Origin of the sequence: Fuerstiella marisgermanici (assembly GCF_001983935.1) — a bacterium.
Taxonomy (GTDB): Bacteria; Planctomycetota; Planctomycetia; order Planctomycetales; family Planctomycetaceae; genus Fuerstiella; species Fuerstiella marisgermanici.
The window spans coordinates 7,908,849-7,933,258 of record NZ_CP017641.1 but is presented as its reverse complement, the minus strand read 5'-3'; the positions used below and the strand labels follow the sequence as shown (position 1 = coordinate 7,933,258).

Sequence of the window (24,410 nt, the reverse complement as noted above, 5' to 3'; positions counted from 1 at the left end):
TTTGCGTTGGTACAGCGAGCGTTTGTGATTCGTTTAACCCCAATACCGTTCAATAATTAGTCGCGCGGCGTTAGCCCCGGTTCCATGAGGACAAGAAATGCTGAGAAAACCGGGGCTAACGCCCTGCGGCTCATTGAGATGAGACAATTATTGAACGGTATTGGGGTTAAACGACCGGCTTACGCCAGTAATCCCTGAACAACTTTGCCCGGCTGACCATCTGTCAGCGTCTGATCGCGGTTGCTGCGGCGGAAGATCAGTTCTTTATGATCCAGCCCAAACAGGTGAAGCAGTGTCGCGTGGTAGTCGAAGTGATTGACGACATCTTCGACCGCCTTGTGGCCCCATTCGTCCGTGCTGCCGTGGACGTGACCGGCTTTGAAGCCGCCGCCAGCCACCCACATGCTGAAGCCGTGAGTATTATGGTCGCGACCGATCTTCGCGCGGCCCGCGTCGTTCTGCACAACGGGCAGACGCCCCATTTCGCCGCCCCAGTGGACGACGGTAGAATCCAGCAGTCCGCGTTGTTTGAGGTCCTTCACCAGCGCGGCGGACGGTTTGTCGACCTTTTGACAGGCCGCAGGTAGGCGGCCCAGAATGCTGCCGTGGCTGTCCCACAGCTGGTTTGCCGTGTAGACCTGCACAAAGCGGACGCCGCGTTCGATTAAACGGCGAGCGATCAAACAGCGGCTGCCATATTCCGCGGTCGGCTTCTCGTGGATGCCGTACATTTGCTGAGTCGCCTTGGTCTCGCCGCTCAGGTCCAGCGCCTCGGTCGCGGCCGTCTGCATCTTTGCGGCGAGCTGATAGCTGGCGATTCGTGCCTGAAGGTCAAGCTGTCCCGGTCGGTCCGCGATGTGCCGTTCGTTGAGTTGCTCAAGGAATTCGAGAGCTCGTTTTTGAGCCTTGCCCTTCAAGTGCGGCGGCGGTGTGAGGTCCAAAATGCGTGGCTCTGTCGGGCGGACAACGGTTCCCTGATAGATGGAAGGGAGCCAGCCGTTGGACCAGTTTTCCACGCCAAGCACCGGCAATTGCCCCGGATCAATTAGCGCCAAAAACGCGGGCAGGTTATCGGCTTCACAGCCAAGGCCATAGGTCAGCCAACTGCCCAGAGCAGGCCGGCCAGCTACAATGCGACCGGTTTGTAGAGCTCGGATCGACTGGCCATGATTGTTGACGCCGGTCTTCGTCGATCGGATCAGACAAATGTCGTCGGCGACCGTTGCCGTGTGAGGAATCAGTTCCGACAGTTCCATACCACATTCGCCACGCGGTGCAAACTTCCATGGTGATGCGAAGACTTTGGAACTGGCCTGAGCTGCGTTGTCATATTTGATGTCGCCGGGGAATTCTTTGCCGTCGTACTTCGCCATACCCGGCTTGGGGTCGAACATGTCATGATGACTTGGGCCGCCCTGCATCCATAGCGAAATCATTGCCTTTGCTGACGGTTCGCTCTTCGGTGTCTTCGGTGTGGCATCGAAGACGGGTTGCTCAATCGGCTTCTTAAAATCAGCGTTCGCGCGTTCGTTGTTGAACATCCATGCCAGAGCAACAGAACTTACGCTCATAGCGCTGCTGGCCAGGAAATGGCGACGAGCCGACTCGTGGGTCGTTTGGTTTTCGATATTCATGTTCATCAGTCGACATACAGAAATTCGTTGGAACTAAGCAACATCTGGCACATCAACGCCGATGCTTCCTGAGCAGCCGTGTACTTAGGCGGCTTCTTTTCGTTGGGCTGATAGGCAGGCATCGCTGCAAAATGAGCCTGTTGATCCTTCAGGAACTGCAGCGCAGATTGCTGTTCAGAAGGTTCGGGCATTCGTGTGTAGACCAGCTGCCAGGCCAACTGCACTTGCGCCGCCATGTCACTTCCGGCCTCGCCTTCCAGTCGCTCGGCCAGATAGCGAGAGTATTCAAGCAGCAGGTCGCTGTTCATCATCATCAGCGATTGCGTCGACGTGGTGGACGGTCGGCGCAGATCGCAATTCGGTGACATGACCGGCTGGTCGAACGATTCCAAAACAGACAGCGGCCGACTGCGGCGCACCTGAATGTAAATGCTGCGTCGGAACTCTTCCCCCTTCAGGTCGAGTTCCGGACCGGGCCGACCGGCGTTTAGGTTTTCTTTGCCAATCACAAACCTACCGACGCGATCCGCCATCACGGGCACGGGTGGACCAAAAGCCCTGTCATTCAGTTTGCCGCACATGGCGAGCATAGAATCACGAACGACTTCGGCGTCCAGACGCAGCAGTCTCGCACCGCCATACCACTGGTTATCGGGATCGGCAGTTGCCAATTCGGAATTGTCACGCAGTTGTTGCTGCCACGCATTGGACGTCAGAATCAGTCGATGAAGATGCTTCAGACTCCAGCCACTGTCCATAAATTCGGCGGCCAGCCAATCCAGCAATTCCGGGTGTTCGGGCTTCTGCCCCAGCATTCCGAAATCAGCCGGCGTTGTCACCAACCCGCGACCAAAATGGTGCAGCCACACGCGGTTAACAAGCGCTCGCGACGTAAGCGGATGCTGAGGGTTCGTTAGTCGATCGGCAAGGGCAAGACGACGGCCAGTCGTAGGCATTTGCTCGACGTTTGCTGGGATTTCCGGCAACTCAGCCGTCTGAGAGACCACAGTCAAACCTGCGGGAAGCAATTCCTGTTTAGGTTGCTCATGATCACCGCGATGGAACAGATGCGAGACCGGAACCCGCCCATTGACCTCGGTGAGAGCTCGGACGAATTCTTGTTTGGGTTTGGTAGCTCGCAGTTTTTTCGCGGCTGCCGCCATTTTCGCGAGTTCGTCTGCCGCCTTCCTGTCGTATAGGTACAACGAACCGGCCGTAACGTTCAGACTTGGATTCTTCTTGAACAGTGCCTTCTGTTCGGCTGTCCGATCCTTGGCTGCAACCTTATGAGCGGCTCGAGCAGCAGCGTGAATTTCGGAGGGCAGCTTGGCCAACTGCTTCTCGAACGTCGCATCAATAAACTCAGCCTGCTTCTTCGACCGGGCGGCATCCAGCACCTTCGCTTCCGCTTCGACCTTCGCGGCTTCCGCTCGGTCAGCGTCAGTGTACAGTGAAATTCGTCGTTGAGCTGGGTTCCGCCATTTCTGCCAATCGAACGCCGGCTCAAAGATCGCTCGAAACTGATAGTAATCTTCGTGCGAAATTGGATCGTAGCGATGGTCGTGGCATTGAGCACACGCGACCGTCATTCCCATCAGCGATGATGAGACAATCGCAATCGTGTCTGCAATAGTGTCGTTGCGAGCCACTTTCGCATCCGGAGTCGCTCCGCCAGTTCCGTCCGGAGCCATTCGCAGGAAGCCAGTTGCGACCAGGAGTTCAACATCCTTCTCAGAAAGATTGTTGCGTGGCGAAGTCACCATTTCGTCGCCCGCGAGTTGTTCGCGGATGAACTGATCAAACGGTTTGTCGGCGTTGAAGGATCGAATCACGTAGTCTCGATACCGCCACGCGTGTGGCCGTTCAGAGTCGACGTCGTTGTAGCCTTCGCTGTCTGCATAGCCGGCGGTATCCAGCCAGTGCCGCGCCCATCGTTCGCCATAGCGAGGCGATTCCAGTAGCTCATTGACCTGCTTTGCCCACGCTTCGGGACTGGAATCAGCGACAAATGCCGCCACCTGTTCGGGCGTCGGCGGCAGGCCGTGTAGATCCAAATACAGACGACGAATCAAATCTTCCGAGGCAGCGCGAGGACTAAACGTGAAGCCTTCGGATTCAAGCCGTGACATCAAGAATGAGTCGATTGGATTGGCCACCATTTCGCTGTGCTGGACGGTCGGCGGGCTGGGCCGATTGACTGGCTGATATGCCCAATGAGAGCGCTCTTCTTCCGTGATCAGCATGGCGTTCGGATCGATCGATTCCGGTTCCGGCCGCACAGTCTCGGCACCGTGAGCGATCCATTCGCGCAGAACGTTCAGTTCTTCTTCAGACAGTTGCTTGCCTTCGTCCGGCGGCATTTCTCCGTCACGAACTCGCTGAAACAGCAGGCTGTCTTCCGGATTTCCCGCAACAATCGCCGCGCCGGAATCACCGCCTGTTTTCATGAAGCGGGCCAAACGAACGTCCAGCCCACCGGCGACTTCGTCTTCTTCGCCGTGGCAATGGAAGCAGTGCGTCTTCAGGATTAAGCGGACGTGAGTTTCAAATTTCGGCGCCGGTTCTGCAGCGCAAAGCGATGACGCAAGAAGAATCAGCGCAACGGCAATTGAAGGCATACGATGCATGGCGGGAAGGCAAATTGCAGGTTGGACGATTGGGCACAGAGGCCGCGGGGAGGATCTATTATGCCAAGCGTGGTGCGTCATTCCAAGTGGCAACTAATTTTCGGCCTCATCCCGCACCAAATTGCGGAAATGGCCGCTAAGCCGCTGCCGGCTTTGCAGGGCCGATACTCTCTGACTTGCCGGGTTGAGTGCGTTTCTTCAGGTCAAACAAGCCAAAGATCTCTGACGCGTTCATGCCCAGCGAGACGTTTTCGTTGTCGCCCTCACCCAGAACGGCTTCTGCCATTTCTCGCTTCTCTCGCAACACCCGGTCGATGCGTTCTTCGATTGTGTCTTTGCAGATGAAGCGAGTGACAATTACCGGAGCCGTCACGCCGATTCGGTGTGCTCGGTTGATGGCCTGGTCTTCGATCGCAGGATTCCACCAGCGGTCGTACAGGAAGACGTAGTGAGCAAACTGCAGATTCAGGCCCACGGCTCCCGTTCCGTAGCTCATCAGAATGATGTGAGCGTCCGGATCTTCCTTGAACTTCGTCAGAATCGGTTCGCGCTTTTTGGTGGGCACGCCGCCGTGATAAACTAACGGATTAAATTGCTTAAGGCGTGGTTCCAGCCAGTCAATTGTCTTCGTCCACTGGCTGAACAAAATCGCTTTGCCGCCGCTGGCCGCGATTTCTTCCATGTCGGCGACAAGACGTTCCAGCTTGGCACTCTCGTTGGTTAATGGATCAAAGTTTGTAAGCTGCTTGAGCCGCATGACAAGTTCGAACACGTGCTGAACGCTGATGGAATCGCCCAAGTCGTTCAACTGAATGATGCCCTCTTTTTCAGCCGTCGTGTAGGCGTACTGCTGCGCATCCGTCAGTTCCAGTTCGGCGTCGCGATCGATGCGCGGCGGCATGTCCTTCATGACGAGGTCTTTGGTTCGCCGAAGGATGTGTTCGTCGGCCAGCGCGGATAGCTGACGCAAATCAGGTGAAGCGCGAGCTGGAATGACCTCCATAAATTCGAACAGCGACGCCAGTTCTTCTGGCCGGTTTTCGATGGGCGTTCCTGTGAGGGCCCAGCTTCGTTTGCGATTGATGCCGCGCGCCACCTCGGCCGTTCGAGAATCTCGGTTTTTGATGCGTTGAGCTTCATCCAGCACCAGAAGGTCGAACTTCGGTTGTTCGTCTTCCGGGAACTCGGCCAGGTCACGGGTCATGGATTCATAGTTCGTGATCAGAATCGGAACGCCAGGCATAGTCCACAGCATGCGGCGGCGAGCTCCACTGCCTTCAATCGTGACGATAGGAAGTTCTTCAGCCCAGGTGCGGAATTCTCGCTGCCAGTTGGGGATCAGCGGCTTCGGGCAAATCAGCAGAATGCGATTCACCTGCCCGCTGCGCAACAGCAGCCGGATGCCGGTGATGGTCTGCATGGTTTTGCCGAGTCCCATTTCGTCGGCCAGCAATGCTGAATGCCGGGCGAACATCCAGGCAATACCTTCGTACTGGTACGGAAATGGTTCGAAGGGCATGATGAGTTCCTGCCCGGCCAGCCATGTTTCGAGCGGCGGCTGCAGCAGGTAGAACAGACGGTCCTGCAGCGACAGCGCATTCTTCGGCGGCTTGATACGCGTCCGCTGCGGCTTGTCGTCACCGTCTTCGTTTTTCTTCTTCTTCGGTGGAGCAATTTTTTTTAGCGTGACGCCATCGGATTGCGTTTCGTTTTTCTCTGCGGGCGGTTGGAAAGCAACGCCTTCGGGCAGAGTTAAGCCGATGCACTTGACCGGAATACGTCGAGGCTTCCACGACGGCACAAAGTCGGGACGGTGCTGCAACGGAATGGGAACCGTGCCCACCTGCGGAACGCGTTTCAGTGCCGGATTAAAACCAGCACTGGCGAGACCAGCCGTGGCATCCAGATTGATGAGCTGGCATTCAGGGATCGGGATAGACATGTTCGTTCTTCCGTGAACGTACGGTGACACCTGACTCTACAAAGACGAGCGCAGTCGGCGTGAATCGGTCAGGGAACCAAAGTCACCCGGACGCTGAATACTCAAGCAACTACCGCGCCATCACGGTCTTAATCGTTTCACTCAATGCTTCGTTGACTCGCTCCAGTGGTTCTTCCAAATCGGCCTGCCCGGGAATCAGGTGCGTCTGCTGGCTGACGAAGTCACTGTCGTTTTGGTGAGTTTCGTGAAAGCGCAATTTGCGACCGCCGAGTTCCATCGTCCCGCTGGACATCTTGCCCTCTGAAGTACAGGCGACTGGTGTGTCGGTATGATTTCGCAATTCCAGAATATCGACGTCAGCCGTGATCACAATGTCGGGCTTGATCGAAACTCGTTCCAGCAGAGTGCGGCCGATCAGTTCGCCCAGCAGCCACGGCCGCAGCATCTTGCCGTACAGAATCTCCTGTGTGCGATCTGGCTTCACCGGCGTCGTACACTGAAACTCCAGCGGACGGCCATTGTGGTTCGTGACCAGCAGGCCACCCACGTAGCCTCGGCCATCGACTTCGACGGCGGCCAGAAAGCCCAGCCGCAGTTGCTCTGAATGTCCGTTCTTCGACATCCGATGTACTCTCGCCTTCTGTTCGGGTTACCACACAGCGGCAGAATCTGCCGGAAGGAGTCGTCGAGAAAGACCGAACTCCGATGAGCCTCATCGTCGCGCGGGTCAGGCTGTCTTTAGCGATGATCGGGAAGGACAGGTTGGGACAGTTACAGAGATGCAGCTTGCGGCCAGGTTGATAGAATTCTGTCCGAACGGGCTTAAATCAGAAAATCAGACGACGGGATGGCGACAACATTGGAAACCTATAAACAAGACTTCATCGAATTCATGGTACGGTCGAACGTACTGACGTTTGGCGACTTCACCACTAAGAGCGGCCGGAAAACGCCGTTCTTCATCAACACGGGACGTTACCGCACCGGCGAACAAATGAACCGGCTGGCCGGGTTTTATGCGGATGCCATTCAGGCGTCCGGGCTGGAGTTCGATTTCCTGTTCGGCCCCGCCTACAAAGGCATCCCGCTGGCCGTCGCCGTCAGTATGGAACTTAGCCGCCGAGGCACCGACGTTCCGTTTTGCTTCAACCGCAAAGAAGCCAAAGATCACGGCGAAGGTGGAACTCTGGTTGGCCACAAACCGGTCGCTGGCGAACGAGTGCTGATCGTGGAAGACGTGACCACAGCAGGGACGTCCATTCGCGAAACGGTGCCCGTGCTGAAGACGGCGGCCGATGTCACAGTGGCCGGGCTGGTGGTGTCAGTCAATCGTATGGAACGAGGGCAGGGGACACTGAATGCTTTGACGGAATTGCGGGACGAATTTTCGATGCAGACATTCGCGATCGTCGACATTGCAGAAATCGCAAACTTCCTGCGCGGCCGCGAAGTCGATGGAACAGTGGTCGTGACGGATGAACTGTTCGAAAAAATTCAGGCGTATCGTGCACAGTACGGTGGCGAAGCGTAGGCGGTTCGTTCCAAACGGATGCCTTGTCTTCGAGGTTTGGCACAGAATTACGGCACCAGCGACCTACCGGTTTGGTGTTTGGAGGAAGAATCAGATGCTCCGTATCGCAATTTGCTTAGTACTCGCCGGATCAATCGCCGTCGCCGCCGAACCGACTCATCGCGACATCGAATACGCCACCGTTGATGGTCGCCGTCTGTTGCTTGACATCTATCAGCCAGCGAACGTCAAGGCAGCTCCGCTGGTGATTTGGGTTCACGGCGGAGCGTGGCGCGCGGGCTCGAAATCCAGTGTGCCCATTGCTCATTTACTACAACATCAGAATGCGATCGCCAGCGTGGACTATCGCTTGAGCCCCGTCGCAAAGTTTCCGGCTCAGATTCACGACATCAAGGCGGCGATTCGCTTTCTGCGAGCGAACGCGGGCAAGTACAACGTTGCCCCGGATCGCTTCATCATCGCGGGCGCTTCAGCCGGTGGCCACCTCGCGGCGCTGGTGGGTGTCAGCAACGGCGTGAAGGAATTGGAAGGCGAACTCGGCGACCACGTTGGCACTTCTTCAGACGTTCAAAAGATCGTTTCGTTTTACGGAGCGTCCAACCTGCAGACAATTTTGTCGCAGTCGACGCCGCACGGCTTAAGGGTTCGCGTGCCAGCATTGCAACTTCTGCTGGGCGGACAGCCGGATGAAAAAGCCGAATTGGCAAAGCTGGCCAGCCCGGTGGCTCATGTGGACAAAGACGATCCGCCGCTGATGCTCATTCACGGGGACCGGGACCCTCAAATGCCCATCGAACAGGCTCATGAACTGCACGCCCGGTACAAAAAGCTGGGACGACCGGTTCAGTTTGAAATCATTCGCGGCGGCGTTCACGGCGGTCGAGGCTTCTATGAAGATGAAGCAATCGACCGGCTGGCAGCATATCTAGAGAACGATGCCGAAGCCGAATAGTCAGCCTGCTGCCTGCTGCGGTGAAAGTGAGAAGCCCGGCCCTGGCGAAAAGCCGGGCTTCTACAGATACAGACGAAACTATCCGAACACTGCCTCATACGTTTCCGGATGAAACCCAACCAGCACGGTCTTGCCCACCTTAATGGTTGGAGCTCGCAGGTTGCCGGTCGGCCCGAGCATCAGTTTCGCAAGAGCGGCATCGTCGGGCCGGTCTTTTTTCAGGTCTACCTCGGTCACCTTTTTGCCCTTGGCGACGAACATTTTCGTCATGCCTTCAAGCAACGAAAGAGCCCCCTCTTCGCCGAAGCGTTCCTTCTTGGCATCGATTTCTGTTTTCGTATCAACATCATGGGTCGCAAGAAACTCCTGCGCGCGGGTACACGATGTTCAGCCTTTGCGGTGGTAGCGCCAGTCTGCTTTTTTGGCCATGATAGCCCTTTCCAAGACTTGTGACGGAATGGTGCGCACGATTTGCACCTAACAGAGGCGATTTTAGTCGAAGGTCGTAAATCGGCCAGTCATGTTATGGCGCTACGACCGGAAGCCGCAGCTCGCTGATAATCGGACGATGATCGGACACCCACGTCCAGCCAAGATTGCAGCTCTTCACATCCCAGAGTTTATTCACCCACAGATGATCAATGGCCATGACCGGCAGCGGAACGGGCCACGTACAATCGAAACCGCGGCCCTGTTGTTCGAACGGACTGACAAATTCGTCGCGGAACCTGTCGCAAAACACCGAATCGTTGGGCGTGTTCAAATCTCCCATAAAGACGGTCGGCCGGTCAGCGGTTTCCATCGCAATTTCGCAAAGCGTTTGCATCGGCGCTTCTCGAAACAGCAGCGGCCAGCTATGCATGTCGGCAACAATAAAACGCAGTTGCTGCCCGGCAACTTCAACGTCAGCGCTAGCAAAAAACGCGTTACTGGCGGTCTCAATATTTTGCCGCGACGCGATAGGGAACCGGCTCAAAATCACCATGCCATGTTGAAACGGAGCGACTTCGTAGTTTGGAAACTCACGCTGCAACCGCTGCAGCATATCGTGGTCCAGAGGATCCACTTCGGCCAAGCCGTAGACGTCCGCGTCAAGCCGCTTCAATTTGTCGAACACCGGGTCCCAACCACGCAAGCCGCGAGCCACATTCCAGAACACGACTTTGAGATCACGATCAGACGAAGAATCAGCTTCGATGGCAACAGAACGATCGGCGGGAAATTCGTAGTGTTGATAGAAAAAGATCAGCGCACATGCTCCCGCAGAAAGCAGTAGTAGTCGAAAGGTCGTACGCGATGCTGTTGGTTTCAACAATCCGGCCACCGCAAGGAAGCAGACGGCCAGCAAGGGCCACGGAGTTGCATAGAAGACTGCTGAGAGAAACGGAACAGAATCCCGTACGGTTGCACGCACAGCCACGCCGGCGGTCGCAGTCAAAATGAGCGGCAACGCAAAAAACCTGCGCAACTGTTGTCGGCGAGCTGATTTCAAATTTGTCGAAACCTGAGGACTGAGTGCTGTTCCCTTTTCCGTCACGACGTTTCTTCACCTTCCGTCTCAGGCCGAAAAGGATAAAGCGTAATACTGACTGTCGCGCCGCATTCGACAATTCGACGGAGTGTCTGATTGGACAGGCCCTGATTAAACCCCCAGGGTCCGTCGCCACAGTCGTAGCCGATGTTGAAATCGCGTTTCGAGCAGCGATTCCAGACTCTCCGGCCTGCCTCTGAAAGTGTCTCAATCGCCTCCAGCAACCGAATAATGTTGGGTTCCGGCTCAGAATCATTCCTGTCCTCAACGAGGACCTTAAACACTCCGTCGCCGCCATCGTGAGCGTGAGCGTATAGGCCAGATTTTTCGACGTCATCGATCAGGAACTTCGGGTCCGTGTCGCAGACCAGATCCAGATCTGTGTTGAGATATCGGATGAGTGGTACTGCGGTTGAGTCATTCATTTTTGCTGGAACCTCAAAGTCTATTGGCCGCCACAACAAGGGCGTTTGCTGCCTCCGGCAAACAACGAGCCACCGCCGGCGATTCAGCTTCTACATCGTCACCCGACCACAACGCCAATTGCCCGCCGGGGCAGCCCGGCCTCCCGCGAACAACGTGAGCAACGCCGGCGATTCAGCTTCCACACCGTCACACGACCACAACGCCAATCGCCCGCCGGGGCAGCCCGGCCTCCCGCGAACAACGAGAGCAACGCCAGCGATTCAGCTTCCACACCGTCACCCGACCACAACGCCAATTGCCCGCCGGGGCAGCCCGGCCTCCCGCGAACAACGTGAGCAACGCCGGCGATTCAGCTTCCACACCGTCACACGACCACAACGCCAATCGCCCGCCGGGGCAGCCCGGCCTCCCGCGAACAACGAGAGCAACGCCAGCGATTCAGCTTCCACACCGTCACACGACCACAACGCCAATCGCCCGCCGGGGCAGCCCGGCCTCCCGCGAACAACGAGAGCAACGCCAGCGATTCAGCTTCCACACCGTCACCCGACCACAACGCCAATCGCCCGCCGGGGCAGCCCGGCCTCCCGCGAACAACGTGAGCAACGCCGGCGATTCAGCTTCCACACCGTCACCCAACCACAACGCCAATCGCCCGCCGGGGCGGCCCGGCTATTCGGGCACTGGTGGTTCGGCTTCGGACAGGGCTTTGATCAGTTCTTCCATGACGGCGGTGCCGTCTTCTTCTCGAGCCTCCAGTGGCCAGTAGGCGTCGTGTTGATCGACAACTCGTAAGTGGCCTTTATGCAGATAGCTAAGCACCTTAATCATTTTCACATCACGATACCGAAACACGGCGTACCCATCCTCCAGGCGAACGTTCTCGATCTTCCAGGCGAGGGCTCTCAGGTTCAGTTCCCGCAACCGAATCATGCGTTTGGCGGGTGTGGGAACGGGGCCAAAGCGGTCGCGAAGTTCTTCTTCCAGTTCAGCCAGTTGTTGCAGAGAATTCGCCTGGGAGAGTCGGCGATAAACTTCGATCTTCAACTTCTGTTCTGAAATGTAACGATCCGGAATAAAGGCCGAGACAGGAAGTTCGATCTTCACATGAGTTTGATATCGCAGCGGTTGTTTTTTGAGTGTGCGAACGGAATTCTCAAGAAGCTGACAATATAATTCGTAGCCGACCGCCGCGATATTTCCGCTTTGTTCGGTGCCGAGAATGTTACCTGCACCGCGGATTTCAAGGTCTCGCATAGCGATGCGGAATCCGGCACCCAGTTCGCTGTATTCTTCGATCGCTTTCAGGCGGCGAGTCGCTTTGGTGGTGACGACCTTGCCCTCTTCCAGCATCAGGTAGCAGTACGCTCGATGCCGATCGCGGCCGACTCGACCACGCAACTGATGCAGGTCCGCCAGACCGTAGATGTCCGCCTGATGAATGATCATGGTGTTGGCATTGGGAATGTCCAGACCACTTTCGATGATCGTCGTGGCCAGAAGAATGTCCGCCTTGCCAGCCACGAAGTCCAGCATCGCGATCTCCAATTCGTCCGGCGTCATTTGGCCGTGGGCAATCGTGAGTGTTGCTTCCGGGACGATCTGCCGCAGGAGATCAGCAATCCGTTGAATGTCGTGAACTCGATTGTGAACGAAGTAAACCTGCCCGCCTCGGTTCAGTTCCCGAATGATCGAACTGCGAATCAGCGATTCGTCAAACCGGCCAACTCGCGTTTCAATCGGCATACGATCGCGGGGCGGTGTCGTGAGGCTGCTGATGTCGCGGATACCCAACAGCGACATGTGCAGCGTTCGTGGAATCGGCGTGGCAGTCAGCGTCAGAATGTCGACTTCCAGCCGCAGATGCTTCAGGCGGTCCTTAACCTTCACGCCAAATTTCTGTTCTTCATCGATGACCAGCAGTCCGAGATCACGGAACTTCACGTCCTTCGATACCAGGCGATGCGTGCCAATGACGATATCGATTTCGCCCTTACCAAGCTTCTCGATAATCTTTTTCTGTTCGCCCGCCGACCGAAACCGCGACAGCATTTCAACGCTGACCGGGAATTCGGCCATGCGTTCGCTGAACGTGCGGAAGTGCTGTTCGGCCAGCACGGTTGTGGGCACCAACACGGCCACCTGACGTCCATTGTCGACCGCTTTAAAGACGGCTCGCATGGCGACTTCAGTTTTACCGAAACCAACGTCGCCGCAGATCAGACGGTCCATCGGACGGATGCGCTGCATGTCCTCTTTGAAGTCCGAAATTGCGGTCACCTGATCGACTGTTGGCGTGAACGGAAACGCCTGCTCGAATTCCTGCTGCATGTGCGAATCCGGCTGGCACTGCAGGCCCGGCTTCGAATTGCGTTCGGCCTGAAGTTTCAACATGTCGGACGCCATGTCGATGACGGCTTCGGCAACTTTGCCCTTCTTCTTTTCCCACGCCGTGCCGCCAAACTTTGACAGTTCGGGCATCGACTTGGCCGGGCCGATATATTTTTGCACCAGATGAATCAGCGACGCCGGCACGTACACGATCAGGCTGTCGCGAAATTCCAACAGCAGGTGCTCTTCCTTTTCCCCTTCGTTGTCCATCAAAGCCATGCCGCGATACTTCGCGATCCCCTGGCTGACGTGAACGACAAGATCACCGTCCTTCAGATCCAAAAACGTATCGATCGCGCGAGTGTCAGCGGATTTGCGCCGTGACTTGACCTTGCGTGCCTGCGATCGCGAAAACAGTTCGTTGTCGCTGATGACCATCAGGCCACGTTCGACAAAGCGGAAGCCGTTTGAGACTCGGCCAACGCACAGCGAGATGCGTTCGCTGAGAGTCAGGCCTTCCGACGCATCCGTTTCCGCGATCAGTTCGACCAGTCGTTCTTTTTCGCCTTCGTTGTGGCACGACAACAGAACTCGATCGTTTGGCCCGAGTGATTCGGCGAGGTCGGGCAGGGCGTCGCGCCCCGTGCTGGCGAAGCGTTCGACGGCTTCAATTTTCAGATGACACGACGTCTCGTAACTGTCGGCTCCCAGACCATCAATCGTGACAGAAGGAAAATCTGTCAGTCGCGCCATCGTGGCGTCGACGCTGAACATACCTATCGGATTGGACAGCCGCTGCAGATACATCTTGCCTTCACTGATCGCCTGAGCCATGTCGCTGAGAACCACGACCGTGTCCTTCGGCAGCGAATCGAGCAGCGATTCGGTGGCGGTTGCGATCGCTGTATGAGGACGAAGGCTGTCGCCTGGCGAAGGCTTGTCGGGGGGCTTCACCGGCTTGGGAGCGACAACGGCGACTTCGTCCAAATCGTTTAGTCGTCGCTGAGTTTCCACGTCGAAGCTACGAATCGATTCGACTTCGTCACCAAACAGTTCGATACGAATGGGATCAGGTTCGGTCGGCGGATAGATATCCAGGATGCCGCCATGAACAGAGAACTCCCCCGGCAATTCGACGGCAGTTACACGGTCGAAGCTGCGTTCGATCAGCCAGTCGAGGAGCGGTTCCAGGGATAATTCGTCGCCGACCTTGATCCGACGCGTCGCTCCCTCAATGTCAGCGCGAGCGGGGACGGGCTGCAGCAGTGCGGGCAGACACGTCACGATTAGCGCGGGACCTGCATTCGCGGATTTCCTCTGAGAGTTCGGCGGCGTCGGCTCTTTGGCGAGCTCCACTTCGGACGCACCAGGCAGCGGCTCGCTGGTGTCCGCCGAAAAATGCCACGGATCAGCGGCCACAGCCGACTGCTGGTCTGCGGCTGCCGCATCGCTTCGGCTTTCCTCTTTCTGCCCTCCAGTTTCATTCAGGAACCGCACCGCTCCCAGCCTCGCGGCAAACACGCTGTCGGTCACGTCGTGTTCATCGGGCAGCGTTTCCCAGGCAGGAAACTGCTTGGTTTCTGCGTCCGACGGCAGGAATTCCGCCAACTGATCGTAGAAGTCGTCGATGTCGCGAACGCTGGGCACCACCACCAGCCAGGTGCTTGCCGGAGCCGCCCGGGCCAAAGCAGCCACACTTAGCGCGCATGACGAACCCCAAGCTCCATCAATCGCGCCGCTTTGGCCGGATTCGAGTGCCTTAAGGACGTCGGCAAACCCCGGTGCAGCTTTAATTAACGCAGTCAGTTCAGCAAGCGAGGTTGGGACCTGCTGGGAATCACGTGTCATTGCCGTGAAATTGTAGAGACAGCGTTTGGAATTGCCATACTGACCCACTGAATGTGGGTGGCAGGCGATCGATACAAAAGAAGCCCGGCTTTTTCGAAAAGCCGGGCTTCAGAATTCAGGGTTCTCGCTGTCTTGAGTACTACGGCACCAATCCGCCGTTCACGAGAATCTGACCGTTGGCTCGTGGAATCTGGAAGAAGACTTCGATGTTGCTCGGGATGCCTCCGCCACCAGGAATGAACCCTGGATTCAGCAGCACAATCTGGTTGTTCAGGTTGCCCTGCAGACTTGGCGTTCCAATCACGGTGCGGAACAGGATACCAATTTCGTTCGTGCCAACAGCAAGGTCAGTTAAACCGATGTTGTTGCCACTGATCGTAAACAATGCCGGTTGTTCCACCATGCTAAACAACATTCCGGTACCGCCATCGTTTTGAAAGATCATGGTATTGTTCAGGATCGCGGTTTGGTTGTTCGGACCAAGGTCGAACAACATGCCCGTACTGTTTTCGCCGCTCATCGTGAATTCGTTGTTGCTGATCAGCATCGATGCAACAGATTCGGTTTCCACACTGATACCAACGGCGTTTGGCTGAGCACTAATCGGGATCGTGTTGGCGACGATGTCCAGAATCAATTCATCCGTAAACGAATCCATTTCGATTTCGAACGCCGTCTGACTTTCAAGCGTGCTAAGTCCGTTCATACTGACGCTGTTATTGAACAGATTCACTCGAGCCACGCCGCCCCAATTCATTAGGAATGCGGTTTCACTAAGATCGCCGGGGTCGATGTCCAACGTGTCGTTCATCTGGAAATCACTGTCCGTGATATTCACATCCAGGAAGGCATCGTCAGCCGCAGGCGAATTCGTGATCACGATGATGTCGTCTGAGTTGTCAGCAAACGAGGTGCGTTCAACATTCAATGTGTAAGGGTTGTCGAACTGAGTGAAGAGTGTGAAGTCTTCGTTGTTCAGACGTTCCGTGTAATTCAGGAAAATTGACTCGCGGTTAACGGTAAGAAACCCGCCGTTGGGATCTGGGTTCCCTGCCGCCGCTGCTGCATCTCCGTTGCCATCGAAGATTGAATCTTCGATGTTCAGGATAACCAGGTTCTCACTGTCGATCCCGCGAATGTCGGAATCCAATACCTGATCAAACTGCAGGTCGAGGTACTGATCGTCGTCCTCCAACAGGCCGCTGTTTCGAATGAAGAAGCCGTAGTTGTTGTTATCAAACGTCATCGAATACAGCGACACCTGGCCAGCGTTCTGCAGGTTGACACCAGAGATCGCGGCCGTATCAATTGTGCCGCCCGTGCCGAAGCCCGGAAGTGTGGTGTCACCCAGAACGCGGAAACTGCGGCGTCCGGCGACGTTGGTTTCAACAAGACTGATACCAAAGTCCGGGCTGGCCGAACTGTTGACGCTTTCCAGAGTAATGTTGATTCCGGAGTTCGCGATGTTAACAGCCGCAGCCCCAATCGATGAGATATTTCCGTCGTCAACTCGAATGCTTGTGTTGTTGTCGCCGCCAAAGCCGACGCCGCCGACCGACGTGATCTCAATATTGTTAAAGATCATCGTGCCCGGGCCGAGTGCGCCCAGGACATTGTTGACCATGCTAACGCCGCCACCCAGCAGTGCGTTCGTGACGACCAGATTTTCGAACTGTACCAGTGATTCGTTGTCGTTGATCTGTACTGCAGTTGGGTTGACCAGGTTCTCGTTTAATACGGACGTCCCGTTTTCAAAGGACACAGATCCTGTTGAATTCGAAATCAGAATACCCGTATCGCCACGTTGAGAAATGGTGGTGCCGCCGAGGAACTGAGCGGTTCCCGCGTTGTTAACAATGGCCAACGATTCGGCTGCCGCCGCGGTGACCGCCAGCTGGCCATTGATGGCGAAGGAACTACCTGCCGCATTGGAATCGAGTTCGATGCCTCGACCAAGACTGCCCTGGATGGACACACTTCTTCCAAACGTGACGTCACCGGTTGCCAAGTTGTTCGCCACGCTGATGGCCGGAGCGGCTACGGCTCCGGCACCCGGAGCACCAATCACAAGGTCCCGTGTAAAGACAAAGCTGCCACCGAGATTATCGATGTTGATTCCGCCGAGTCGCGGGTTCGTGATGGTTAGATTTTCGAAGGTAACGCGGCTACCCGCCGTCACACCGTCGATCAGCACAGAATCGCCTGCGGCGTTGTCGATGGCCGTTGCGGCATTCACTGTGTTTCGGAATGCGATATTGCCTTCCGCATTCGTAATGGAGATACCGGTGCTGGTGCTGTCAACAATACTCGCATTGTCGATGGTGACGTTGCCGCGAGTCGGGTCGACGCCGGTGCCACGAATCACGATTCCAGTGCCTCCGATATCATCAATCGTCGATCCCAGCATGTTGACGGATCCGCCCAGCCGGTTTTCAATCAGCACAGCTTCGTTAGAACTGTTAATGATCGAACCGTAAGCTGGATCCAACGTTGTGCTGGTGCTGTTGAAGCCAATCAGACCGGCTCCTCCGTTAACATGGAACGCAGGGCCAGCGGCTCCGCGAATCATCGTGTCCAGAATTGTGGTTGTGCTGTCAGCGATTGTGTTCTGCACAAGGATACCGGTTCCACCAGCATTCGAAATCAGCGTGTCGCGGATGTTGGTCCCGGAGACACCATCGATGACAATTCCGTTGCCGGTCGGTGCTTCGATGATAAATCCGCCCAAACGACTTCGGTTCCCCATGCGGACCGCGTCGCCTGCCGTTCCAATCAGCATCGGTCGCTCAAGAATAGGATCAAGTGGCGTCGCTTCAGGCTGCGGCCCAAACGGGTCTGGTCCCAATAGTGCAAGGTCTGCGGCAAACGTTGGCGAATCAGGCAACACGAGCGGACCAATTTCCGCGAGTTCAATCGTGTTAATCACTTTGCGATTCTCAACAAAGGAACCACCAAGAGTTTCGACACGGATCAGACCTTCACCGAACAGACTTTGATCGTCGGCAAGATTCACTACGTTTTCGGGGGCCACATTAAACTGGCTTCCTGCGTGCACAAACACGATGTCTGAGTCCGGCGCGCCAAGCCCTGTGGAAAGTGCATTGAATGGGTTGTCGACCGTGCCTGTTCCGCCTGGCGCCGCGTTGCTGTTAACGTGGATGATGTTCAGCGGAGTACCATCGGCAGCGCTGGCGATCTGTCCCCCGACAACGACGTCCGTTGTGATTGCAGCAATGTTCAAATTACGACGAACAGGTTCGGCCATGCGTTGAATCGCAGACCGACTGGTGTGTTCCTGGCTCTTAAATCCGCCGTAGTGAAGAATCGCATTAAATGACACGTTGGTGTTGAAGACTTCGTCGTCAGTCAGTTTCAGTCCCAGCTCCAGCCATTCGCCAACATCTGCCTGCAGGCGAGTGCTGAAGCCGTTGAATCCGTCCTGCCCGACGCCTTCGTAATGGTAACCACCGCCAAACGCTCGAAGATCAAAGCGTTCTGAGAACTCACCCGGCAACAGCCAGCCGATTTCCGCGTCGAAGCCTTCCAAAGCTTCCGACACCGTATCAATGCGATTAAATTGAATCTGGTTTCCGACAAAGATTGCACTATCCGCGTCGGCTCGGGTTCCGGTCAATTCAGACCGTTTTCCGTATGGGCGATACAGGTTGCCGCGAGCTTCCCAGGTCCGTCCAATCAACTCGGCCCCCACACCCCACTGGCGGAAGTGTGCGTCCGTGATTGAATCTCGATCGGCATAGCCGTTGATCCCGAAAATCGTGTCCCATGCCGTGATGTAGTGTCGGTAGCCACCACCGAAGCTCCAGGCCAAACCGCCTTCGTTGGCGTAGGTCAGGCGACCGTCACCGAACAGCAGGCCGTCGCCGATGTTGACATAAGGAGCCACCTGAAACAGCGACGCAGAATCTTCGCGCCCCACCGTTTGACCGGCTACGTGACCGCCACGAATATTGACGCCCATGCCCTGGCGGTTGATATCCATGACGCCGCCGGCCGCTCCGGACGGAGCAGACCCGACGTGTTCGCGACCGTACGTGTGGTCTTGAGCCTCAACTGTTGATTGAGCCCAGCCGGAAACCACGAACAGGAATGCGACAAGCGACATTGCTCGGCCCGCGCATACAGTTGGCCGCGTGCAGTCAGCGTTCGCTCTTTCGCCTGTCACCGGATTTGACGGCGTCGAGTGGCGAGTGAGGGTAGTGATTTCACGAACGTTCGTCATGACGTTCCTCAAGTCAGATATGAGATTGTGAGCCGTGATGACTCACGTACCGCGTGTTACAAGCGTCCTGCTTGTCGTTCGCAGCAGATAATTCAGAGAGGACTTTGTCACCGAGTCCGAGCCGAAGGCGACGTCAGTAGACGACGCAGATTTCCGCCATGAACTCGATGACAGGCAACGGAATTCGCGCCGGGCGATTCTTCTGCCTAATGAGAGACGCGGCGGTTGTAACTTTGCCCGATTTCCGCAGCAACACGGCTTTCGGTGCAGAACGGTGCAAAAATTTGCCCGGCGGCCAGAGCAGGGTGGTCGATCAGCGGAAAGAACGCATTTCCCGCGAGTGCGCGGCAGAATTCGCCAGACAGATCAAAAACGAACCGGCGATTTGCGCCGTTTACTGTCACGCGCTACCGAAACTTCGATAGACAACAAATCCCACCGCCACCAGATGCAGCACGGCAATGGCGACCAGAATTGAGCGAAAAACGGGCTTGATCGTCTTGTGGCGAAACCACTGCTGACCCGCAACAGCTCCCGGCCAACCGCCTAAAAACGCCAGTAATAGCAGCCTTTTTTCGGGAATCCGCCGGCCGTCACGCTCCGCCTTCCACTTGTCCCACCCGAACGCTGCCAGCGCAAGAGGGCTAAACAGCGCCACCGCGGCACAATACAGGTCGCCCGCCAGCCCCGGCGTAAAAGCGTCTGTCAGCAGACTTGCGGCCAAAAGCCCGGCGGCACAAAGGAACCAGAACCCGGCAATCAACAGCCACGGCTTGCGAAAATCGGGCGTTTTCATGATTGCTGTCCTGTGTTAAGCCTCAAATTTCGACCAGATCATCCGTTTCCACAAGGTGCTGCGACCCCTTGCCAACGATTTCGAGTTTCTACAATTGAGTGCCTGGATTTGCCACTGACCGGCGAACTACGGCATGTTCCGAAATCCAGTACGATGGTGTTCCGAGGTCGTCGCAGCGTATTCGACGATCTCGGTGTGCCATTGTGCAGAACTCACTTCGGGACTGTTCCTGCACACGTTATTCGCCCGCTTCCCCACGATATTCTCTGCCAAGCTACAGGGTCCCCAAATGAACTGTCTTCGCCTGCCTTCGGTTCGAAAGCTGCTGTCCGCCGCACTGCTGCTGTCACTAGCCTGTGTCAATTCCCCTGCGATCGCACGCGACGAAGACGATAAGCCGGAGCCCATTTTTTCGCTTGGGAAACGACCGTTCGTCGTAATAACGGCGGCCAGCCCAAACCGGCTCAAAGAAAAAGCGTCGTTCATGTTCGAACTGGCCGGAACGCCAGACGCCGTCGATGCCATCCTGGATCAGCTCGACAAAAACCTAAACGGTCTGCAAGGCCTGAACTGGGATCGGCCAGTTGGCATGATGGTCTTTTTGGACAGCGTGTTCCCTCCGGCGTTTGAATTCGTCGCGTTCCTGCCGATGTCCAGCCCGGAAGAGTTTCAATCCATGATGGAACTCGGCCCCGTCATCATGCGACCGGATCCCGTCGAAGAAGGTCGCTACGAATTGATTGGTGCTCGCCAAAATACGCAAATCAGAACTCAAGGCGACTATGCCTTTATCCAGTTGCCCATGATGGACCCGGATCCGGCGTTCGAACGAGACCTTCCGGATCCATCCACGCTGGTGGCCGGCCTGGTGAATCAATTTGATATCGGCGTGATGTTGGATGTGGAAGCCGTGCCAAAGGGCACGCGCGATCTGATCCTCAACGTGCTGACGTCCACAATGAGTACCCAAATGCAGCAGCGCGACGGCGAATCCGAAAGCCTGTACGCAATGCGCAAGTCATGGATGCAGGGCGACATCGACGGACTAAGATTGCTGTTCGACGAATGCCGCAAAATGTCGATCGGCGTGAGACTCACTCCCGACGAACCAGGTGCGAATTTTGACTTCGTGATGGACGTGCGCGACGGATCAAAGATGCTGGAAGAGATCCTCGCGTCGGGAACGAAACCAAGCTATTTCACGCCTCTGTTAAGCGAGGAGTCTCCGGTTTCACTGTCACTGTCCAGTGTGATCGCCGAACGTGATCGAGTGCGCTATGAAGGGGCTCTTGAGGGGCTGAAAGGCTTTTTGCCGCAACTGATCGAAGAGCAGGATCTGGGCAGCATTCCCGACGAAAGCAGCCCTCTTATTCATGCGATCTCAGCGTTGCAGGCCACCTTCAAAGAAGGACACCTCGACTTCTTCAGCCAGATGTACCGCGATTCAGACGACAAGCTGGTTGTGGTCGGCGCGGCCCGTGTGGAAGACGGTGAAGATATTGCGGCGGGCTTGCTGGATGCCCTGCAACGCCTCGACGGAAAAGACGGCATCGGCAAAATCGAAACAGGGAACAACGAACATGCTGGCATCACATTCCATCGCCTGGAATTCGACAAACCCGACGCAGGCGCGACGGAACTGTTTGGGGCAAGCCCTGGCGTGTCAGTCGGAGTTGGCGGTCGTTCGGCCTGGATATGTTTGGGCGGTGAGGAATCCTTTGACGTGCTGACTAACGTCATGGATGAACTCGCAGCCGCTCACGAAAATCCCACAGAACGCGAAATCCCAGCGTCGTTCCGCGTGGTCGTTCATGTGAATGAATTGAAAGATCTTATTCAAGGCGCTCAATCGGCCAACCGCGACGTCGCTGCGGCGAAAGAAGCCGCAGCGAAAGAAGCCAGTCAAGCAGCGCTGGCCGAGGCCGCCAAAGGAGGCAAGCCTTCCGACCAGAATGCGAACGGCGGCGACGAACGACGGCGCGCGACGAGCGAATTTCGCCAACGCCGGGCGGCTCGCAGACAAGAGTTGTTCGGAACGATTGGCGAAGCTATCGCAGAAGGCGACGACCTGATCCAGGTGGACGCTCGACCAACCGACAAGGGCGTCCGATTGCGAACACGGCTGGACGCTGGTTTCGTCCGCGGCGTCGGACGTTTTATCGCATCACAATTCGCCGAAAAATAGTCCGCTCGCTGCAACGTATTGGTGCGTCAGGCATGAATTGACGGTTTGCGTGCCACTGGGCTCTGCCAGTGTTGCTATCACCTGGAAAACAGTGGCACGCATCAATATACAACAAACCGGGCAGTCGGATCGCATCCGCAGGCTGGGACGGGGAGACTTCCGTGGGACTCGCCAGAGTTCCTGAAATACGCCGCCAGCCTGGGATTTCCGGCCAAGTCCTTGACGCCCTAATGAGCAGCCTCGCCCATTTCTGACATTCCGTCAAATTTCCGATTGAAATCTGGCGCGATGTCAATATAACGGGGCCGATGAGCACCCTCACCCCAAAAAAGCAGGCCATACAAGACCGCGAGGACAGGATCCTGCAGCTATCGCGGCAGATGGTGCTGGAAGGTGGCTATCACGGCCTGGGACTGGATTCGCTGGCGGAAGAATTAAGCGTTTCGCGCGGCACGATCTACAATCACTTCAGTTGCAAAGAAGAGATCATTCTGGCGCTGCTGGTCGCCACAATGGACAAACGCCGCGACATGTTTCAGCGAGCGGCCGCGTACCCGGATGTGCCTCGAGTTCGGCTGGCGGCCATTGGCGTCGCGTCCGAATTGTTTGTCCGGCTTTACCCGGAGCACTTTCGCGTCGAACAGATCGTGAAGTCTGATTCGATCTGGGACAAAACGACCGAAGAACGCCGCACTCTGGTGAAGACCTGCCAGATGCAATGCGTTGGTATCGTGGCGGGCATCGTCCGTGACGCGATTGCGCAAAAGCATGTCGCACTTCCCCATAGTATGACGCCGGAAGCAGTCGTGTTCGGTTTGTGGTCAATGACGGAGGGCGCGTATTCGATTATCGCGACCAGCGATTCGATGGCTGAACTGGGGATTGCCGAACCGTTTCTTGCCATCCGCAACAACATTCACCACCTGCTTGATGGCTATGGCTGGACGCCGCTTTCGAAAGACACGGATTTCGATGCTGCGATGCAGAAAATAGCGACGGAGGTGTTTGCCAAAGAGTTTGCCAGACTGAAGCAGGATTGGTAATCGACTCATGAAACTCACCGCAACATTCCTCACACTGTTCGCCGCAGTCGGCCTCGCAGGAGCATGGCTCGGTTCGCCAGGTGGCTTCACAGCCGACGAACCCGACGCGGAATTGTCAGAATTCAAGGAGGCGATGCCGGTCGAAACGCTGGTGCTGGAAGCGGCGACATCGATCACACGCGACAGACAATTCACTGGCACGCTCGTCGCCGCACGTCGAACGCGGCTGGCGTTTGAACGCCCTGCGCGGCTGGAAAGTGTCAACGTTGACGATGGCGACTATGTCCAAAACGGACAGGTGCTCGCCACGATTGACCAGCGTCAACTGCAGAACCAATTGATTCAACTGCAGGCCAGTCGGTCGCAGCAGGCCGCCGTCCTTGCTGAACTAAAAGCGGGGCCGCGCCAGGAAACGATCGCGGCTGCAAGAGCCGAACTGGCTGCGATCGCTGCCGATGCGGACCTGCAAAAAGCCACGCTAAATCGGGTCGAAGACTTATTTCAGCGTGAGGCCACCAGCGCTCAGGCAATCGATGAAGCTCGACTTGCATGGCAGGCCGCAGCCGCACAAAAGGACGCGGCGGCAAGAAAGCTGGACGAACTAGAAGCTGGCACACGAACAGAAAAAGTGGCTGCTCAGGAAGCGTTGGTGGCAGGGATTGATTCACAGTTAGAACAGCTGCAGCTCGACATTTCCGACAGCCAGCTCATGGCTCCGTTCGCAGGCACCATCGTCAAAAGAATGGCTGACGAGGGAGATTTCCTGAATCCTCAGCAACCAGTCTTCGAACTGATTGAATCCGATCAGCTTGAAGCTCGTGTTGGCGTCCCCACTGCTTTGCTTGATCAATTGACGAAGACGGACTACGTCGTCTTAGCCGCCGGAACCGCAAACTTCACCGGAAAAGTCAAACAGATCGTGCCGCAGGTTGATGTGCAGACGCGAACACAGACGGTTGTGATCGCGGTCGATGACGCTCACCCGGACCATCTGGCCGATGGTCAATTGGTGCGAATGGCCGTGACAGAAAAACGGGCGATCGACGGTTTCCGAGTACCACTAACATCGCTGGCGTCGGCGTCGCGTGGACTATGGTCGATTTACGTCGTCGAACAGCAGGATGGTTTCTCTGATGACGTCGGCATCCTGAAAGCTCGATCGGTGGAAGTACTGCACACCGATGCCGATTTCGCCATCGTGCGAGGCACAGTCTACGAGGGCGAACGGATCGTTGCAGCGGGCGTTCATCGAGTCGTGCCGGGGCAGAAAGTCCGGGTTGAAAACCAGCCAGAAGAGCGGCCACGCTCGTGAGCCGCCACACCG

General features: G+C 56.4%; 15 protein-coding genes. 5 read left to right on the top strand and 10 right to left on the bottom strand.

Features of this window, described 5'->3' with window-relative positions; genetic code table 11:
* Positions 1–179: 179 nt before the first annotated feature.
* The 4 genes from Fuma_RS29900 to Fuma_RS29885 form a co-directional block, all read right to left on the bottom strand.
* A complete protein-coding gene (locus Fuma_RS29900; protein ID WP_083732423.1) occupies positions 180–1,640 on the bottom strand; it encodes a DUF1501 domain-containing protein in 1,461 nt (486 codons plus the stop codon).
* A complete protein-coding gene (locus Fuma_RS29895) occupies positions 1,640–4,252 on the bottom strand; it encodes a PSD1 and planctomycete cytochrome C domain-containing protein (protein ID WP_218922325.1) in 2,613 nt (870 codons plus the stop codon). The genes Fuma_RS29900 and Fuma_RS29895 overlap by 1 nt, the downstream gene beginning before the upstream one ends.
* A 145-nt stretch (positions 4,253–4,397) precedes the next feature.
* Positions 4,398–6,203, bottom strand: a complete 1,806-nt coding sequence (locus Fuma_RS29890; protein ID WP_077027340.1) for a DEAD/DEAH box helicase — start codon at positions 6,201–6,203, stop codon at positions 4,398–4,400.
* 109 nt (positions 6,204–6,312) lie between these two features.
* Entirely contained in the window at positions 6,313–6,825 is a 513-nt protein-coding gene (locus Fuma_RS29885) for a hypothetical protein (RefSeq protein ID WP_077027339.1), read from the bottom strand.
* A 237-nt stretch (positions 6,826–7,062) separates the two neighbouring features.
* Between Fuma_RS29885 and pyrE the strand changes: the two genes are divergently transcribed.
* Positions 7,063–7,734 carry an orotate phosphoribosyltransferase gene (pyrE, locus tag Fuma_RS29880; RefSeq protein ID WP_077028645.1) on the top strand — a complete coding sequence of 224 codons (672 nt, stop codon included), beginning with the start codon at positions 7,063–7,065 and terminating at the stop codon, positions 7,732–7,734.
* Between the two features lie 94 nt (positions 7,735–7,828).
* Positions 7,829–8,686 (top strand): alpha/beta hydrolase, encoded by an 858-nt coding sequence (locus tag Fuma_RS29875; RefSeq protein ID WP_077027338.1) that lies wholly within the window; start codon positions 7,829–7,831, stop codon positions 8,684–8,686.
* A 78-nt stretch (positions 8,687–8,764) separates the two neighbouring features.
* Here Fuma_RS29875 and Fuma_RS36525 read toward each other — a convergent pair whose 3' ends face one another.
* The 6 genes from Fuma_RS36525 to Fuma_RS29840 all read right to left on the bottom strand — a co-directional run bounded on the left by Fuma_RS36525 (position 8,765) and on the right by Fuma_RS29840 (position 19,858).
* Positions 8,765–9,115, bottom strand: coding sequence for an ArsC family (seleno)protein (locus tag Fuma_RS36525; RefSeq protein ID WP_349680171.1), 351 nt, complete (start codon positions 9,113–9,115; stop codon positions 8,765–8,767).
* Positions 9,116–9,209: 94 nt separating this feature from the next.
* On the bottom strand, positions 9,210–10,223 hold the full coding sequence (locus tag Fuma_RS29865) for an endonuclease/exonuclease/phosphatase family protein (protein WP_077027336.1): 1,014 nt from the start codon (positions 10,221–10,223) through the stop codon (positions 9,210–9,212).
* Positions 10,220–10,642 (bottom strand): hypothetical protein, encoded by a 423-nt coding sequence (locus tag Fuma_RS29860; protein WP_077027335.1) that lies wholly within the window; start codon positions 10,640–10,642, stop codon positions 10,220–10,222. Before Fuma_RS29860 ends, Fuma_RS29865 begins: the two co-directional genes overlap by 4 nt.
* 673 nt (positions 10,643–11,315) lie before the next feature.
* The gene (mfd, locus tag Fuma_RS29855; protein ID WP_077027334.1) at positions 11,316–14,822 is read right to left on the bottom strand and encodes a transcription-repair coupling factor; all 3,507 of its coding nucleotides are present in this window, start codon (positions 14,820–14,822) and stop codon (positions 11,316–11,318) included.
* A gap of 139 nt (positions 14,823–14,961) precedes the next feature.
* Positions 14,962–18,945: an inverse autotransporter beta domain-containing protein gene (locus Fuma_RS29850; RefSeq protein ID WP_158521183.1), complete on the bottom strand. Its 3,984-nt coding sequence runs from the start codon at positions 18,943–18,945 to the stop codon at positions 14,962–14,964.
* Positions 18,946–19,462: 517 nt separating this feature from the next.
* Complete coding sequence (locus tag Fuma_RS29840; RefSeq protein WP_083732422.1) at positions 19,463–19,858, bottom strand: DUF1294 domain-containing protein; 396 nt, start codon at positions 19,856–19,858, stop codon at positions 19,463–19,465.
* A gap of 289 nt (positions 19,859–20,147) precedes the next feature.
* Here Fuma_RS29840 and Fuma_RS29835 point away from each other — a divergent pair, with 289 nt between their 5' ends.
* From Fuma_RS29835 to Fuma_RS29825, 3 genes are all read left to right on the top strand, one after another.
* A complete protein-coding gene (locus tag Fuma_RS29835) occupies positions 20,148–22,043 on the top strand; it encodes a hypothetical protein (RefSeq protein ID WP_077027331.1) in 1,896 nt (631 codons plus the stop codon).
* Positions 22,044–22,351: 308 nt separating this feature from the next.
* Positions 22,352–23,086 (top strand): TetR/AcrR family transcriptional regulator, encoded by a 735-nt coding sequence (locus Fuma_RS29830; RefSeq protein ID WP_077027330.1) that lies wholly within the window; start codon positions 22,352–22,354, stop codon positions 23,084–23,086.
* A gap of 7 nt (positions 23,087–23,093) precedes the next feature.
* On the top strand, positions 23,094–24,398 hold the full coding sequence (locus tag Fuma_RS29825; RefSeq protein ID WP_077027329.1) for an efflux RND transporter periplasmic adaptor subunit: 1,305 nt from the start codon (positions 23,094–23,096) through the stop codon (positions 24,396–24,398).
* Positions 24,399–24,410: the final 12 nt, after the last annotated feature.